The sequence below is a fragment of the Mesorhizobium sp. genome (genome assembly GCF_004962245.1).
Lineage (GTDB): Bacteria > Pseudomonadota > Alphaproteobacteria > Rhizobiales > Rhizobiaceae > Mesorhizobium.
Map to the genome: position 1 here is coordinate 85,327 of NZ_SUHQ01000012.1, position 15,553 is coordinate 100,879.

Annotated in this window: 14 protein-coding genes; 10 read left to right on the top strand and 4 right to left on the bottom strand. The window is 64.7% G+C overall.

Features of this window, described 5'->3' with window-relative positions; all coding sequences use genetic code 11:
* Positions 1-24: 24 nt before the first annotated feature.
* A complete protein-coding gene (locus E5X88_RS14680; protein WP_292162374.1) occupies positions 25-1,131 on the bottom strand; it encodes an ABC transporter substrate-binding protein in 1,107 nt (368 codons plus the stop codon).
* A gap of 125 nt (positions 1,132-1,256) precedes the next feature.
* The gene (locus E5X88_RS14685; protein WP_292162376.1) at positions 1,257-2,360 is read right to left on the bottom strand and encodes a LacI family DNA-binding transcriptional regulator; all 1,104 of its coding nucleotides are present in this window, start codon (positions 2,358-2,360) and stop codon (positions 1,257-1,259) included.
* 347 nt (positions 2,361-2,707) lie between these two features.
* On the opposite strand from E5X88_RS14685, the gene E5X88_RS14690 reads away from it, so the two are divergent.
* Genes E5X88_RS14690 through E5X88_RS14705 form a run of 4 tightly spaced genes read left to right on the top strand, consistent with a single transcriptional unit; the run spans position 2,708 to position 5,911 of the window.
* On the top strand, positions 2,708-3,532 hold the full coding sequence (locus tag E5X88_RS14690) for an ATP-binding cassette domain-containing protein (RefSeq protein ID WP_292162378.1): 825 nt from the start codon (positions 2,708-2,710) through the stop codon (positions 3,530-3,532).
* 28 nt (positions 3,533-3,560) lie between these two features.
* Positions 3,561-4,496 (top strand): tonB-system energizer ExbB, encoded by a 936-nt coding sequence (exbB, locus tag E5X88_RS14695; RefSeq protein ID WP_292162380.1) that lies wholly within the window; start codon positions 3,561-3,563, stop codon positions 4,494-4,496.
* Between the two features lie 15 nt (positions 4,497-4,511).
* Complete coding sequence (exbD, locus tag E5X88_RS14700; protein ID WP_292162382.1) at positions 4,512-4,970, top strand: TonB system transport protein ExbD; 459 nt, start codon at positions 4,512-4,514, stop codon at positions 4,968-4,970.
* Positions 4,970-5,911, top strand: coding sequence for a TonB family protein (locus E5X88_RS14705; RefSeq protein WP_292162383.1), 942 nt, complete (start codon positions 4,970-4,972; stop codon positions 5,909-5,911). Before exbD ends, E5X88_RS14705 begins: the two co-directional genes overlap by 1 nt.
* A 51-nt stretch (positions 5,912-5,962) precedes the next feature.
* Here E5X88_RS14705 and E5X88_RS14710 read toward each other — a convergent pair whose 3' ends face one another.
* Positions 5,963-7,213, bottom strand: a complete 1,251-nt coding sequence (locus tag E5X88_RS14710) for an ATP-binding protein (RefSeq protein ID WP_292162385.1) — start codon at positions 7,211-7,213, stop codon at positions 5,963-5,965.
* A complete protein-coding gene (locus E5X88_RS14715; RefSeq protein WP_292162386.1) occupies positions 7,210-7,935 on the bottom strand; it encodes a response regulator in 726 nt (241 codons plus the stop codon). The genes E5X88_RS14710 and E5X88_RS14715 overlap by 4 nt, the downstream gene beginning before the upstream one ends.
* A gap of 219 nt (positions 7,936-8,154) precedes the next feature.
* On the opposite strand from E5X88_RS14715, the gene E5X88_RS14720 reads away from it, so the two are divergent.
* From E5X88_RS14720 to E5X88_RS14745, 6 genes are all read left to right on the top strand, one after another.
* Entirely contained in the window at positions 8,155-8,835 is a 681-nt protein-coding gene (locus tag E5X88_RS14720; RefSeq protein ID WP_292162388.1) for a hypothetical protein, read from the top strand.
* 99 nt (positions 8,836-8,934) lie between these two features.
* Positions 8,935-9,135, top strand: coding sequence for a hypothetical protein (locus E5X88_RS14725; RefSeq protein WP_292162390.1), 201 nt, complete (start codon positions 8,935-8,937; stop codon positions 9,133-9,135).
* The gene (locus E5X88_RS14730; RefSeq protein ID WP_292162392.1) at positions 9,125-10,291 is read left to right on the top strand and encodes an efflux RND transporter periplasmic adaptor subunit; all 1,167 of its coding nucleotides are present in this window, start codon (positions 9,125-9,127) and stop codon (positions 10,289-10,291) included. The genes E5X88_RS14725 and E5X88_RS14730 overlap by 11 nt, the downstream gene beginning before the upstream one ends.
* Positions 10,288-13,419, top strand: coding sequence for an efflux RND transporter permease subunit (locus E5X88_RS14735; RefSeq protein ID WP_292162394.1), 3,132 nt, complete (start codon positions 10,288-10,290; stop codon positions 13,417-13,419). Before E5X88_RS14730 ends, E5X88_RS14735 begins: the two co-directional genes overlap by 4 nt.
* 189 nt (positions 13,420-13,608) lie before the next feature.
* Entirely contained in the window at positions 13,609-15,075 is a 1,467-nt protein-coding gene (locus E5X88_RS14740) for an efflux transporter outer membrane subunit (protein ID WP_292162549.1), read from the top strand.
* Between the two features lie 139 nt (positions 15,076-15,214).
* The gene (locus E5X88_RS14745; protein ID WP_292162396.1) at positions 15,215-15,547 is read left to right on the top strand and encodes a metalloregulator ArsR/SmtB family transcription factor; all 333 of its coding nucleotides are present in this window, start codon (positions 15,215-15,217) and stop codon (positions 15,545-15,547) included.
* The last annotated feature ends 6 nt before the right edge of the window (positions 15,548-15,553 follow it).

Below are 15,553 nucleotides of genomic sequence, written 5' to 3' on the forward strand. Positions count from 1 at the left end.
AGCCCTTCCCTGTTGGTTTGTCTGTCAGCTCGAGATGAAATCCAGATACTTGTTCTGGAGCTCTGTTTCGTGTTCCGCGTAGTAGGCGGGATTGAGCATGATCTGCGAGGTCGCGTTCTCCTTCGTCGTCGGGTTCACGGCGGCGTCTTCCGGCGTCATCAAGGCCAGGGTCTTGGGGTTGGAAGGCCCATTGCCCATGATCTGCAGCAGCACGAGCTGGCCGGCCGGATCGAGCGTCGAGTTGATGAATTCGAACACTTTCTTGCCGGCGGGATTGCCCTTGGGAACCGACCAGGCGCTGGCCGAAAGGATGTTCTGCTCCCAGATCCACTTGAACTTGTCGGGCGTCTCTTTGTTGAGGAGGTTGGCGCGGGTGTGCCAGATGTTGCCCATGACGACTTCGCCTTCGCGGAACAATTGCTGGGTCTGCGCGCCGCCTTCCCAGAAGATGATGTCGGCCAGCATTGGCTTGAGCTTCTTGAACGCCCGGTCGACATCGAGCGGGTAGAGATCGGCGGGCGCAACGCCGTCCGCCATGAGGACGAATTCGAGCTGGCCCTGGATCCATTTGCACATGGTGCGCTTGCCCGGGAATTTCGCAGTGTCGAAGAAGTCGGCCCAGCCTGTCGGCGCGACCCCTTTGGTGGCGTCGGCGTCGTAGGCGAGCACGTTCGAATAGACATAGTTCGAGACGCCGAATTCGCCGGCGAAATTCTCCGGCACCTGCGATTTGTCGACGATCGAGTAGTCGATCTTCTCGACCAGATTGCCCTTGCCCAGCGTCAGCGAGTCGATCATGCCACCGTCGGTGGCGTCCCAGATGACCTTGCCGGATTCGACCATGGCGCGGATGGTGCCGACCGCCGGGCCGGCCCCGTCGATCACCACCTTCATGCCGCTCTTCTTGGTGAAGGGGTCGCCATAGGCCTTGGCGAAGGCGTCTGTTGCAGCACCGCCCCAATTGCAGACGACGATTTCGGACGCATCGGCCGAAGCAATGCCCGGCTTGAAGGCGGCCGCCAGTCCGAGGCCGCCCAAGGCAACGAGGAAAGAGCGGCGATCGATTTCACCGCGACTGAACTTCTCCAACGCGATCTGCGCCGCGTCCTGTGCGAAATGCGAGATTGTCATTTTCATGCTCCCATTGTTGATGTCGATGGCAGGCTTTTGCGGAGTTGATCCGTCTTTAACTTATTGTTTTAACTGCGGTTTCTTTCCGGAACCGGTTTCCCCCTTTTTGGGTCATGGTCTAGAATTCAGCTCTTATCGGCGTGGTTGTCGGATGAGGCGTTTCCAGCCGGTTCCCATTGTCTTATGCGCGGCGCGGCCACCGAGTGACGCACGACAAGCTTGACCGTGACCGGCTCTGCGTCCGGAATCTCGGCGCCGTTGATGTGGTCGATCAGCAAGCCGACCGCCCGGCGCCCGAATTCCTCTGCGGATTGGTGGATGGCCGTCAGCGGCGGATCGAGAAGATCGACATTGCGGATGTCGTCAAAACCGACCAGCGACAGATCGGCCGGCACTTTGATGCCGAGCTTGCGGCATCCTTGCAAAATCCCCAGCGCCAGCATGTCGGCGGAGGCGAAGATGGCGGTCGGCGGATTGTCGAGGGCGGCAAACTGCAGAATGGCACGCAGGCCTGAATGTTCGTCATAATCGCCGAAGAAGACGTGGTCGGGGTTCACCCTCAGACCGCTATGTCCAAGACTGTCCTTGAAAGCCCCGAACCGTTCCTTGCTGCTGAGCAGCGCCGGCGGGCCGCCGACAAAGGCGATCGCCTCGTGCCCGTGCGCCAGAAGATGGTCGGTGGCAAGCTGGGCGCCGAGACGATTGTCGGCAAACAGGCGCGGCGCGATGGCGCCCGGAACGTCCTCGTCGACCAGGACGACATTGCTGCAGGCATTGATCTTTTCGACCAGCGCACCATCGTCCGGATGGTTGGTCATCAGCAGAATGCCGTCCACTTGCGCGTCGTCGATGCGCGACAGGAAGGCCAGTTCCTTGGCCGCGATGTTGCGGCTGTTGAACATCACCAGGCTGTAGCCGAGACGGCTTGCTTCCTCTTCCGCCGCGCTCGCGATGGCGGCGAAAAACGGATAGGAGATGTCGGAGACGATCAGGCCGATGGTTTCGCTGCTGCCTTTGCTCAGGCGCCGCGCAATGGCGTTGGGGCGGTACTCCAGCTTCGCCACGGCCGCCCTGATGCGCTCGCTGGTTTCGGCGGGCAGCTTGATGCGGCCGTTCAGGTGACGTGACACGGTGGTGACCGACACGCCGGCCGCGTGCGCCACATTCCTGATCGTCGATGCCGTAGGCTTCTTCATAAGGCGGCTTGGCCAGCGTTCCCTGCTGGTCATGATATCAGCACACGAAATGCGGCTTGTAAACCGCTTTACTAAACCGGTTTCGTAAGATTAGTCTCGATCTCTTGAGACGGCGGCGTGGCCACAGCCAAGCACGGCTGGCAGTGATGCCGTTGCGATCAACAGCCCGCGGCGCGCAGCCGCGGCACTTCGGATCGCATCGCGACCAGAACCAACCACCATCTCGGCACGCCTCACTTTTTCGAATTTCGGCGCAATCAGGCGCGTCACGACATTTTGTTGACTCAAAAAGTCATCTTCATTGTTGACTAGTAAAGTCATGTTTCATAGTCAACCGGGCATCGGCGCCGAAACCGGATTGCCGAAAAGCGGATTTCGCTATGCGCGCGCAAAGCTGGAGAGAGGCCAAGACCGTGGCAGGAATTCATGCCCAGACTGCCTTCCATGTCGAAGCGGTGCGTTTCGCTGTCGGCGAGCGGACGCTGCTCGGTCCTGTTTCGCTCGAACTGCAACGCTCGCGCGTCTACGGGCTGATCGGGCACAACGGTTCGGGCAAGTCGACGCTGATCAAGCTGCTTGCACGCCAGCAGCCGGCAAGCTCGGGCGGCATCACCTTCGCGCAGCGTCCGCTGGTGGAGTGGGGTGCGCGGGAGCTCGCCCGTGCGCTTGCCTATCTGCCGCAGACGACGCCGGCGGCGACCGGCTTGACCGTGCGCGAACTGGCGACGCTCGGCCGCTATCCCTGGCATGGCGCGCTCGGCCGTTTCGGGCATGAGGACAGGCGCCATGTCGACGAGGCGCTTGCCCTGACCGACATGGCGGATTTTACCGACCGGCTGGTGGACGAATTGTCCGGCGGCGAGCGGCAGCGCGCGTGGCTGGCCATGCTGGTAGCGCAGAATGCCGGCGTCATGCTGCTCGACGAGCCGATCTCGGCGCTTGACATCGCCCATCAGGTCGAGGTGCTGGGGCTGGTCAGGGACCTCAGCCGCAAACGCGACCTGTGTGTCGTCGTCGTGCTGCATGATCCCAACATGGCGGCCCGCTACTGCGACGAATTGATCGCCCTGAAGGACGGCAGGCTGCTGACGCGCGGCACGCCCGACCAGATCATGCAGGGCGACGTGCTCAAAGGTATTTTCGGCGTGGAGATGGGCGTGTTCGCGCACCCCGTCACCGGCCAGCCCATCGGCTATGTGCAATGAGGCCGCTGTGAGAATAAGGAAGAAACCCTTGTCCAGACATGGTTTGTTCGCCGCGTTGATCGCATCCATCATCCTGTCGGCTGGTGGCGCTGCCGCTCAGGAGCAACCGGGTGCGGCCCCGGCGATCGAGGCGCCCGCTACCGCGCCTGGAGAGGCTGCGCCGGAAGCGGTCGCTCCACCGGCGACGCAGCTCGGCGTGACCACGCCCAACGAGACCACGCCTATCGAGACGGGTCCTTCGACGGCGGCGTCTCAGACCCTGCCGCACGACCTGTCGCCATGGGGCATGTTCATGGCGGCCGACATCGTCGTGAAAGCGGTGATGATCGGCCTGGCCTTTGCGTCCTTCGTCACCTGGACGATATGGCTGGCCAAGTCGCTGGAGATCCTTGGCGGCAAGCTGCGCGCCCGCCGCGCGGCACAAGCGATCGACAATGCCGCGACGCTGAACCAGGCCGGGCGCGCGCTTGGCCACAATAGCGGCCCCGGCGCCTTGCTGGTGCGGGCGGCGGAGGAAGAGACCGCGCTTTCGGCAGGCTCGCTCGATCATGTATCCGGCGACGGGCTGAAGGAACGGGTCACCTCGCGCCTGTCGCGCATCGAGGCAGCGGCGGCGCGGCGCATGTCGCGTGGCACCGGCGTGCTGGCAACGATCGGCTCGACCGCGCCCTTTGTCGGCCTATTCGGCACGGTCTGGGGCATCATGAACGCCTTCATCGGCATCTCGCAGGCGCAGACCACCAATCTCGCCGTCGTTGCCCCGGGCATCGCGGAAGCCTTGCTGGCCACCGCGATGGGCCTTGTCGCGGCGATCCCGGCGGTAGTCACCTATAACGTCTTCGCACGATCGATAGCCGGCTACAGGCAGATCCTCGCCGACGCTTCGGCAGGGGTCGAACGGCTGGTCAGCCGGGATCTGGATTTCCGCACGGTCGCGCCGGCAAAGCCGATGGCCGCGGAATGAACACGGAGCGACGCCATGGCGGCTAGAATTCGAGAGAACATCGACGGCGATCTCGAGGAAAACCACGAGATCAACGTCACGCCGTTCATCGACGTCATCCTGGTGCTGCTGATCATCTTCATGGTCGCGGCGCCATTGGCGACAGTGGACGTCAATGTCGACCTGCCGGGCTCGACCGCGACGCCGGCTCCGCGGCCGGAGACGCCGCTGTTCCTAACGCTGAAAAACGACCTCAGCCTGGCGATCGGCAACGACACCGTGCCGCGCGAAACTTTCGCCGTCGCGCTCGTAGGCAGGACAAAAGGCGACAGGCAGACGCGCATCTTCCTGCGCGCCGACAAGGCGGTGGGCTATGGCGAGCTGATGGAGGTGATGAACCTCTTGCGAGGCGCCGGCTATCTGAAGATCGCGCTGGTCGGTCTCGAGACCGCGGCCGGCGATGCCGCGGTACCGCAAAATGGAACGGGCCAATAATGTCGCCGGCGGCCGCCCTGCCCATGGTCGATCAGCCGCGCTTCGGCGTGCGCGAGATGGCCTGGTGGGCGGGCGCGGCAGCGCTGGTTCTGGTGGCGCATGCCGCGATCGCCTATGCGATGCAGAGCTGGCGCCCGGCCGAGCCCGACGGCGGGTCGCCGCCGGCGCAGGTGATCGAGCTGTCGCCAATGGCGGTCACGCCGGCCATGCCGGCGCCGATGCCGGACGAGGTGGCGCCCGATCAGCCGGATCCAGTCGAGGAGCCCGAGACAGCCGAAACGGAGCCTCCGCCCGAGCCGCCCGTCGAGCGGGCAGAGCCGATCACAGAGCCGTCGGAAACCGTTCCGGCCGACGCAATCGAGCCCACGCCACCGACCGTGGCGGAACGGGTCGACCAGCCGCCGCTCGAGGAGGTTGTGCCTGACGTTGCCGAGGCCGTCACGCCGGAAGTGGTCATTCCGCTGCCGCAGCCGAGACCGGTCGACGCACCCGTCGAGACCAAGGCAAGGAAGCAGGCGAAGGCCAAGGTGAAGGAGCCCGTCGAAAAGGCCAAACCGAAAAGGGAAAAAGCCGAACCGCCCCGGACGACAGCCAGCGTCGCTGCGAAACCCGCAGCCAGGGCGGCTGCACCGAAATCGATCAAAGCAGCCTCGGGATCCCGCGGGGACTCCAAGAAGTGGAACTCGCAACTGACAAGGTGGATCAATCGGCACAAGCGCTATCCGAAGGCCGCTAAAGCCCGCCACTCGGAAGGAACTGTGAGGGTCTCTTTCATGGTGGCCGGCTCCGGCCGAGTGACGTCCGTTCGCATCACTCGTTCCTCCGGCGACCCTGATCTGGACCGCGGTGTACTCGATCTGCTGCAGGGCGCTACAGTGCCGGCACCGCCGGAAGGCGTTAGCTCGCGCGTCGATGTGCCCTTGACGTTCAGCCTGCGGTAATTAGGCGGCACGACGGTGCAGTGGCAGCGGTCTTGATGTCGAGCGGCCCGGTCAGCAAACAGCGTCGAAAACGACCTTCTGGGAAAGACCACCACCGGCGCGGTTTTCCAGTGTGACGGTGCCGCCGTAGCGTTCGATGATTTCCTTGGCGATGGCGAGGCCAAGGCCTGCGCCCGGAACGGATTGCCTGCGGCCGGGATCGACCCGAAAGAAGGGCTCGAACGCCTTGTTCAGCAGTTCCTGCGGGATACCCGGCCCGCGATCGGCGATGGTGAGGACGGCGTGATTGCCCGCTGCGGAGAGAGAGATACTGCAGCCCTTGCCGTGGGTGGCGGCGTTGACGATCAGATTGCGCAGTGCCCGGCGAAGGCCGAGCGCGCCTGCCCTGACCGAGACCTTGTCGAGATGCGCGATCGACACGGCGTGACCGAGCGAAATCATCTCGGCCTCGATGTCCCGGACCAGCCTTTCGAGGTCGACCGGTTCGACGGCGTCCTGGTCGACCTCCTCGCGCACCAGCCGGATGGCGCTGTCGGCGATGCGGTCGAGCTCCTCGAGATCGTGCAGCCATTTTTCGCGTTCTTCGTCCGCCAGGAACTCGGCGCGCAGCCGCATACGCGTCATCGGTGTTCTCAAATCATGGCCCGCCGCGGCGACGAGGCGCATGCGGCTCTCCATGGCCGATTTGAGCTGCGTCGAAAGCTGGTTCAGCGCCCGTGCGGTGGCGCGGACCTCGCCGGGGCCCTCTTCCGGCAGAGGGGCAAGAATGCCATCCGGCCCGATGCGCGCTGTCGCGGATTCCAGCATGACCAGGGGCCGCGTCAGCACCGTCGCGAAGTAGAGCGAAACGGCGGTGGCGCCAAGCACGATGAGCGTGATCCAGCCGGCCAGGACCAGCCAGCGGTTGGCCGGCGGCGAGAAGTCGGGAATATCGACGGCCATCCAGCGGCCATCCGGGAGTTGCACCGAGGCGACCATGCCCGGTTTGCCCTCGACCCGCACGACGGTGGTGGGAAACGCTGTCCCGCTGTGTTCCAGCGCTCGGTTGAGAAAACGTGTTGCGCGTTCGTCTTCCTGCCCCTTTGCCGGTTGATCACCGAGCTCGATCTGGACATCGTTTGCGCCGGCGACATGGCCGGGAAGCGACTGCGCCAGAAGCCTGATCTGCCGGGCGACCGGCTCTATCGTGGCTTCGGGTGCTGGTCCTCGCACCACGCTGACGACCGCAAGCGTCGCCAGAGCCACCACACCGACGATCGACGCTACCAGAAGCAGCGCAATCCGCGCCCTGAGCGAGGTCATGCCGGCGCGTCCACGGTCTCGACGCGGACGGTCAACTGATAACCGCCATTGCGCACCGTCTTGAAAAGCGGCTCTGCGGCATCCTCGCCAAGCTTGCGCCTCAGCCGGCTCATCAGCACGTCGACGGAGCGATCGAGCGGCTCGCGCTCGCGCCCTTGCGTGAGATCGAGAAGCTGGTCGCGCGACAGAACGCGGCCTGGTCTGTCGACAAAGACCTGCAGCAGGTCAAATTCCGCACCGGTCAGGTCGATCGCCTCTCCCTTGGCATTTGCCACGCGGCGGATTTCCGGCTCCATCGTGTAGCCGGCAAAGTGATAGATGCGGGCCATGGCGGGTGCTGCCTGGTCCTGCGCCGAGCGCCGCAGCACGGCGCGGATGCGGGCGGTCAGCTCACGCGGGTTGAACGGCTTACCAAGATAGTCGTCGGCGCCAAGCTCCAATCCGATGATGCGGTCGACATCCTCCTTCAGCGCCGTCAGCAGGATGACGGGAATGTGGGGTTTGCGATCCCGCAGGGCGCGGCAGATATCGAGCCCCGAGCCGTCGGGCAGCATGACGTCGAGCACGATCAGGTCGAATTGGCCGGTGGCCAGCCTGTGCTCGCACTCGCGCCGGTCCGCCGCCACCGAAACACGAAAACCTTGACCGTCGAGATAGCGCCCGAGAAGCGTCCTGATCTCGCGGTCGTCGTCGACGACAAGGATTTGGGGTTGTGACTGCATTATCTGCCCGGTGCCGTTTGCGCTGTTCGTTACAGATTATAGGGAGAGCCGGCGGCCAGCGGCATGGAAAATTGCAACCGAATGTTTCCAACCCAGAAGCGGAAACATTCGGAAACAAATCTCCCTTTCCTGGAAACCTTCGGCAACAGAGCGAAGCAAACGGGAAAAAGGCGCCTCCTATCCTCTCCCCATCCGAAGCATGTGGGAAAGGATTACATCATGCAAAGCAGACTTTTTGCTCTCGGCCTTTTTTCCGTCGCGACCATTCATCCCGCTCTGGCGCAGCCAATCGATTTTGCCGCGGCGCCCGGCGGGAAACCGCCTGAAGTCGTGATGCAGGACGGCGCCAATCAAGGCCCGATGCCCGGGCCTGGCCCGCATCGGCTGACGCGGCATGGGCCGGACGGTTTCGGCCGGCAACATATGGGGCCGCCGCCGGAATTCAGGCTCGCAGCCCGGCTTTCCGCGCTCGAGACCCGCATCGGCGTCAGGGCCGAGCAGCTCGATGCCTGGCGCGATTATACCAGCGCGCTGCAGGCGGTGCTGGCACGGCCCGATCACGGCCCGGATGGTCCCGGCAGGCGCGGCCCGGATGCGGGAGTTCGCGGCGGTCCGGGCAGCGATGCCGATCACGGAACCCGCGATCCCTTCGCCTTCCAGGAAAGGCTGGCTGACGATCTTACCGAACGCGCGGCTTCGGCCGTAAAGCTGAAGCAGGCGATCGCCGCGCTTCGCGTCAAGCTCACGCCCGAACAGCTCGAAATCCTTGCTTCGGCGGACCAGCCGCACGGGCCACCCCCCGGCCCGTGGGGCAATCCGCCGGACGATGCAGCCGGCCCCGGAGGCCTGCCCGGTCCTGGCAGGCAGCTCCCGCCACCCTGGACAGGCGAGCAACTCTGACCGGCTGCACCGGCCGGCCCGCTGATCTGCCCCCGCTGTCGAGCGGGCCGGCCCTCGACTGATGAGATTAGGCCTTGGGGCCGATGAAAGAGGACTTCCATGTGGGAAATGTTCGTGACGCTGCGGCTGCTGATGGCGGTCGCGCCTGAGCAGCGGCGCGGCACCGTGACGGCGCTGCGCTCGCTGCAGGCCTTCACTGGGGCGACCAGGCTCGTCTTCGGCACCTGGCGGCTTTCGCTCGGCGTTCCCCATTTCGAGAAAACCAGTTCAACCGACGGCGAAAAGACCCATGGCCGCTAGATTATCGCGCAAGAAATACCTGCTGCTTTTGGCCGTCATTCTCGCCATCGCGATTGCCGCCATGCTCAAGGCCTACGGGCGCGGCACTGTCGATGCGAACGGGGCCGATGCGACCGCGCACAAGACACCTGTGCAGGCTGCCTCGCTGACAGTTTCGGTCGAAAAGGTGCGCAAGGATGAAATCGCCTCGGTGATCACCGCCACCGGCACGGTTCAGGCATGGCAGGAAGCCACGATCGGCTCGCAGACGAGCGGCCTGCAACTGACCGAGGTTCTCGTTGCCGAGGGCGATCATGTCAGCAAGGGTGATGTGATCGCGCGTCTCGACGATACCGTTCTGAGAGCCGAACTCGCCGAACAGAAGGCAGCCGTCGAGCAGGCGCATGCCACATTGGAGGCGGCCGAGACGGCTTCGGCGCGCGCCCAAAAGCTTATCGCCAGCAACGCGATCAGCACTGAGACGGCCGAGGAAAGAGCGACGACGGTCAAGACAAGCCGGGCACAACTCGTCCAGGCGCAGGCGGCGGCGGACAACATCGCCGCGCAACTCGCGCGGACCGAAATCCGCTCGCCCTTCGACGGTACGGTTTCCACCAGGCCGGCAGTCGCCGGTTCCATCGTTCAGTCCGGCACGGAACTGATGAGGATCGTGCGCGCCGGCAAGGTCGAGGTCGCCGTCCAGATGCCCGAGAAGGATCTGGCTGCGATCACCGCCGACCAGGCGGCGACCATTACCGACGCCTCCGGCAGGGCGTTTTCCGGCAGAGTCAGCTCGATCGCCGAGAAGGTCGACGGCACCACCCGTCTGGGTACCGTCTATGTCGCGCCGCAGGACAATTCCGGGCTCAGGCCCGGCATGTTCGCCCGCGTCTCGATCGCCACGTCCGCGGCGCAAGTCCTGAACGTCGCGGAAAGCGCGCTGACATGGCGCGATGGCAAGCCGAGCGTTTTCGTCGTCGGCCAGGACGGCAAGGTCGCGGCCCGCGCGGTGGAGACCGGCAGCCGCAAGAACGGCCGCGTCGCCATCGTCTCCGGGCTGGCCGAAGGCGACAGCGTCGTCGTCTCCGGCGCGGGCCTGCTCAATGACGGCAATCTCGTTCGCGTCGCGGCGGGCGATGCCGGCCAGGCCGCATCGGGGACGGAGACGGTGCGATGAACGCCATTTCCTCCTGGTCGATCCGCAATCCGGTTCCGACCATCGTCTTGTTCCTGTCGCTGACGATCGCCGGCCTCTACGGCTTCATGCAGCTCAGAACCAACAACATGCCTGACATCGACCTGCCGACGGTCACCGTCACGGTGACGCAGACGGGCGCCGCACCCAGCGAGATGGAAGTGCAGGTCGCGCAGGTCATCGAGAATGCCGTGGCGAGCCTGGAAGGCGTCGACGATGTGTCGACCTCGATCAGCGAAGGCTCCTCGGTCACATCAGTCGAATTCACGCTCGACACCGACCCCGAGACGGCCACCAACAACGTGCGCAACGCGGTCTCCAGTGTCCAGTCCAGCCTGCCGGCCGCTGCCACCACGCCCGTCGTGACGAAGGTCAATGCATCAGGCAATTCGGTGCTGACCTACGTGATCGAGGCGCCGGTCATGTCGCCCGACGCGCTGAGCTGGTACATCGACAACGACGTTGCCAAGGCGATGCTGGGCGTCGATGGCGTGTCCAAGATCACCCGTTCGGGCGGCGTTGACAGGGTCATCCGCGTCGAGCTCGATCCCGACCGCCTTGCTGCGCTCGGCATCAGCGCCGGCGATGTCAGTCAGACGCTCGCCGCCAACAACGTCAACCAGCCGGGCGGCCGCGCCACCATCGGCAGCCAGGAGCAATCGGTTCGCACGCTGGCCAGTGCCCAGACCGTCGAGGCGCTGGCCGATACGCGCATCGCGCTTGCGGGCACCGGCGACGTCAAGCTCTCCGACCTCGGCACGGTGGTCGACAGCTGGGAAAAGCCACGCCAGGCGGCCTATCTCGATGGCAAGCAAGTCGTTGCCTTCAATATCTACCGGTCCGTCGGTTCAAGCGAGATCGACGTGGTCAAGGCCGCGCGCGCCGCGATTGCCGAGATGGGCGCCAAGACAGATGCAGCCAAATTCACAGAGGTCACCTCGTCTTCCGGCTTTGTCCAGGAAAGTTACGATGCCGCGTTCGAGGCGCTGTGGCTTGGCGCGCTGCTCGCCATTGGCGTCGTCTGGCTGTTCCTGCGCGACATCAGGGCGACGCTGGTGTCGGCGGTCGCGATGCCGCTGTCGCTGGTCCCGACCTTCGCGGTGATGGCGGCGTTCGACATCTCGCTCAACAACATCACGTTGCTGGCCTTGTCGCTGGTGGTCGGCATCCTTGTCGACGACGCCATCGTCGAGATCGAGAACATCGTGCGCCATATGCGCCAGACCGGCGCCAGCGCCTATCAGGCGGCGATCGAGGCCGCCGACGAGATCGGGCTCGCCGTGGTGGCGACCACCGCCACGATCGTCGCCGTCTTCCTGCCGGTGGCCTTCATGCCGGGCATTCCCGGAAAATTCTTCTTCAGCTTCGCGGTTGCGGTGTGCGTGTCGGTTCTGTTCTCGCTGCTGGTGGCGCGCATGCTGACCCCGCTGATGGGCGCCTACCTCGTGCGCGCCGGCGGTCACCGCGAGGAGGACACGCCAGCCTGGGTGCCGACCTATCTCTGGCTGCTGCGCAAGGCGCTCGACCATCGCTGGATCACGCTTGTTGCCGGCATCGCCTTCTTCGCCGGCTCGATGGCGCTGGCGACGCAACTGCCGACCGAGTTCATGGCGGCGACGGATCGCGGCCGCTCGATGATCTCGGTCGAGCTGCAACCGGGATCGACGATCGAGCAGACGACGGCCGTGGTGCAGGACATCATCAGGCGCCTGGAAGGCGAACCGGCGGTCGACAGCATCTTTGCCACGATCGGCACGGCAGCCGAGTCGGGCGGCGGGCCGACCCGCGGATCGACATCGGCCGAAGTGCGCAGCGCCAATGTCACCGTCAATCTGAAGCCGCGCGACGAGCGGGCTGTCAGTCAGCAGGAATTCGAGGCCGCGGCCTCACCGAAGCTCAACGATATTCCCGGTGCGCGCATCCAGTTCGGCGCCGACGGCTTTTCGGGCGCCAAGGTGTCGATCACGCTGGTGGGCGACAATGGCGTTGCGCTGCAGAAGACCAGCGACGCGCTGATCGACCAGATGAAGTCGGTTCCCGGCCTCAGCAATCCGACATCGACTGCGGCAACGACCAAGCCCGAGCTGATCGTGCGCCCCGACAGCGCAAAGGCGGCCGAGCTCGGCATCACGCCGACCGAGATCGCCGAGACGGTGAAGATCGCCACCGTCGGCGATACCGACACCAGCCTGCCGAAATTCAATCTCGGCGACCGCCAGGTGTCGATCGTCGTGACCTTGCCCGACGGCGCCATCGACGACCCTTCGAAGCTCGCCATCCTGCCGTTGACCGGCAGCAAGGGCACCGTGCCGCTTGCCGCGATCGCCGACATCAACTTCAGCGCTGGTCCGAACAGCATTGCGCGGGTGGATCGCAGCCGCAGCGCCACCGTCGAGGCGGATCTCTCCGGCATTACGCTCGGCGAGGCGACCACCGCCATCCGCGCCTTGCCGGCAATGCAGGACCTGCCCGCGGGCGTGCATGAACTGGCGCGCGGCGACGCCGCCCGCATGCAGGAACTGTTCTCCGGCTTTGCCACGGCAATCGCCGCAGGCATCCTACTGATGTACCTGACGCTGGTGCTTCTGTTCCGTAGCTTCGTGCAGCCGGTGACGATCCTGGTCGCGCTGCCGCTCTCGGTCGGCGGTGCGCTCGGCTTCATGCTGATCACCGGCAAGGCGCTTGGGCTTTCGCCGCTGATCGGCCTGCTGATGCTGATGGGCATCGCGGCCAAGAACTCGATCCTGCTGGTCGAGTACGCTCTGGTGGCGGAGAAGGAACGTGGCATGAGCCGCTTCGAGGCGCTGATCGACGCCGCTCGCAAGCGGGCGCGGCCGATCGTCATGACATCGATCGCCATGGGCGCCGGCATGCTGCCGATCGCGCTCGGCATCGGCGCCGATGCCGAAACGCGCGCGCCAATGGCCATTGCCGTCATCGGCGGGCTGCTGTCCTCGACGGTGCTCAGCCTGGTCTATGTGCCGGTGGTCTACACCTTCATGGACGACATCCGGCGCTTCCTCGGCCGCCATCTGCGCAAGCTGCTGGTGGAACGATCCGATGCCGAGGCAGCAACTGAGCTGCCGGACGCTCGCACCGAAAAGGTGTGATCGGAACGCCGGTCACCGAAGCCCGCCGCCCTTCCTTCGCCGCCTCACCGTCGAGTTTACGAAACGCGGGTGGGCGCGCCGGCGGATGCCGGTGGCAAGCAGTAGTCAATCGGAATTGAGGGTAGACGCATGAAAAATGAAGGCCAAGTCGGCTCGACGGCAGGAGCATCCGAGAAAGCACGGGCAGGGATGCGAATTGCTGTCCTGATGCTGACCGCAACAGCCCTTGCGGGATGCGTCGTCGGCCCGGACTATCGGAAGCCAATTCTGGCGATGCCGGCCATGTGGAGCGGCCAGAAATCGTCAAAGCCCGTCAAGCCGCCGCAATTGTCGAAATGGTGGCAGCGCCTGCGCGATCCCCAGCTGAATGCGCTTGTCGACGAGGCGGTTGCCGGCAATCTCGACGTTGCCACCGCAAAAGCCAAGATCCGCGAGGCGCGCGCCAGCTATCGCCAGAGCGCCGGCACATTGTTCCCGTCCGCCGACGGTTCCGGGTCCGCCACCCGTAACAAGGACAGCTCGTCCACATCGGGCGGAACCGCCAGCGATGCCTATAGCCAGTACCAGGCCGGCTTCGACGCCAGTTGGGAGCTCGACCTGTTCGGTGCCAATCGCAGGAAGGTCGAGGCCGCCCGCTACGGGCTGGATGCGTCCGAGGAAGAGCTTCGTTCGACGCTTCTCACCCTGATCGGCGATGTTGCATCCTACTATGCCGAGGCGCGCGGCTATCAGGCGCGCATCGGCCTCGCCCGGCGTGCAGCCGCGTCGCAAATGCAAACCGCAGCGCTCACCCGCTCCATGGCGCAAGCCGGCATGTCAACGGCGGCGGATGTCGCGAAGGCCATCGGTCAGGCAAGCAGCACGGAGGCAGACGTTCCGACGCTGGAGGCAGGCTATGCCGAAGCGGTGCATCGGCTTTCCGTGCTCACGGGACGCCCGCCGGCGGCATTGACCGAGCGGCTGAAGCGCGTTGCGCCGATACCAACGCCGCGTCTGCCCATCCCGACCGGGATTCCTGCCGACATTCTACTCTCCCGCCCCGACGTCCGTATGGCGGAGCGGCAATATGCGCAATATACCGCCAAGATCGGCCAGGCTGAGGCGGCTCGCTATCCCAGCGTCAGTCTGACCGGAGACATCGACACGACCGCCTTCAAGGTCGGTGATCTCGGCAAGAATTCCACGATCGGCTGGTCCTTCGGGCCGACGCTGAGCGTGCCGGTGTTCAACGGTGGCCAGTTGAAGGCGGCCGTCGAGGTGGCGAGAGCCCAGCGCGATCAGTATTTCATCGCCTACAGATCGTCCGTGCTGACGGCACTCGAAGACGTGGAAAACGCGCTCGTTTCGCTGCGCCAGGAGCGAATCCGGAATTCCAAGCTTGCGTCCTCGGCGAAATCCTATGGCGACGCCGCGCGTATCGCGCGTACCCTTTACAAGTCCGGGGAAACGAGCCTTCTCGATGTGCTGGACACCGAACGATCGCTCTATTCGGCCGAGGACGATCTGCTGCAAAGCCGCATTGCAATTGCGACCGACTACATCGCCCTCAACAAGGCGCTCGGCGGCGGCTGGGATGGCACCATCGAGACCGCCAAACCCGAGATCGTCGACGTCAAGACCGGTCCCCGGCTGGCTTCCGAGCCTATGACGCAGTGAAGGAGGTGCGCCATAGTTCGGCACGGGGTCGTCTTCGGGCGCTGAACATTTGCGGGATGAAGAGGATGAGCCGCTTGCCCGTGTCATTCGGCTGTCATATGTTCGCCGTATATATCCATAGTTCCGGATTTAAAGATACATGGATAAGAACACCGCTCTCCTTGCATTGGCAGCCCTTGGCCAGGACACCAGGCTCGAGGTGTTTCGTCTGCTGGTCCGAGCGGGCGCAGACGGCGTGCCAGCCGGCGAGATCGCCTCGCGCCTCGATACGGTGCAGAACACCATGTCGGCGCATCTGAAGGTCCTCGGCCATGCCGGTCTCGTGCGCGCCGAGCGCGACGGCCGAACGATCCGCTATGTTGCCGACATGACCGGCTTCCGCGACCTGCTTGCCTATCTCATGGAGGATTGCTGCAACGGTGCGCCGGAACTGTGCCGGCCCGTCATTCAAGCTGTCACTTGCGAATGTTGAAGGAGG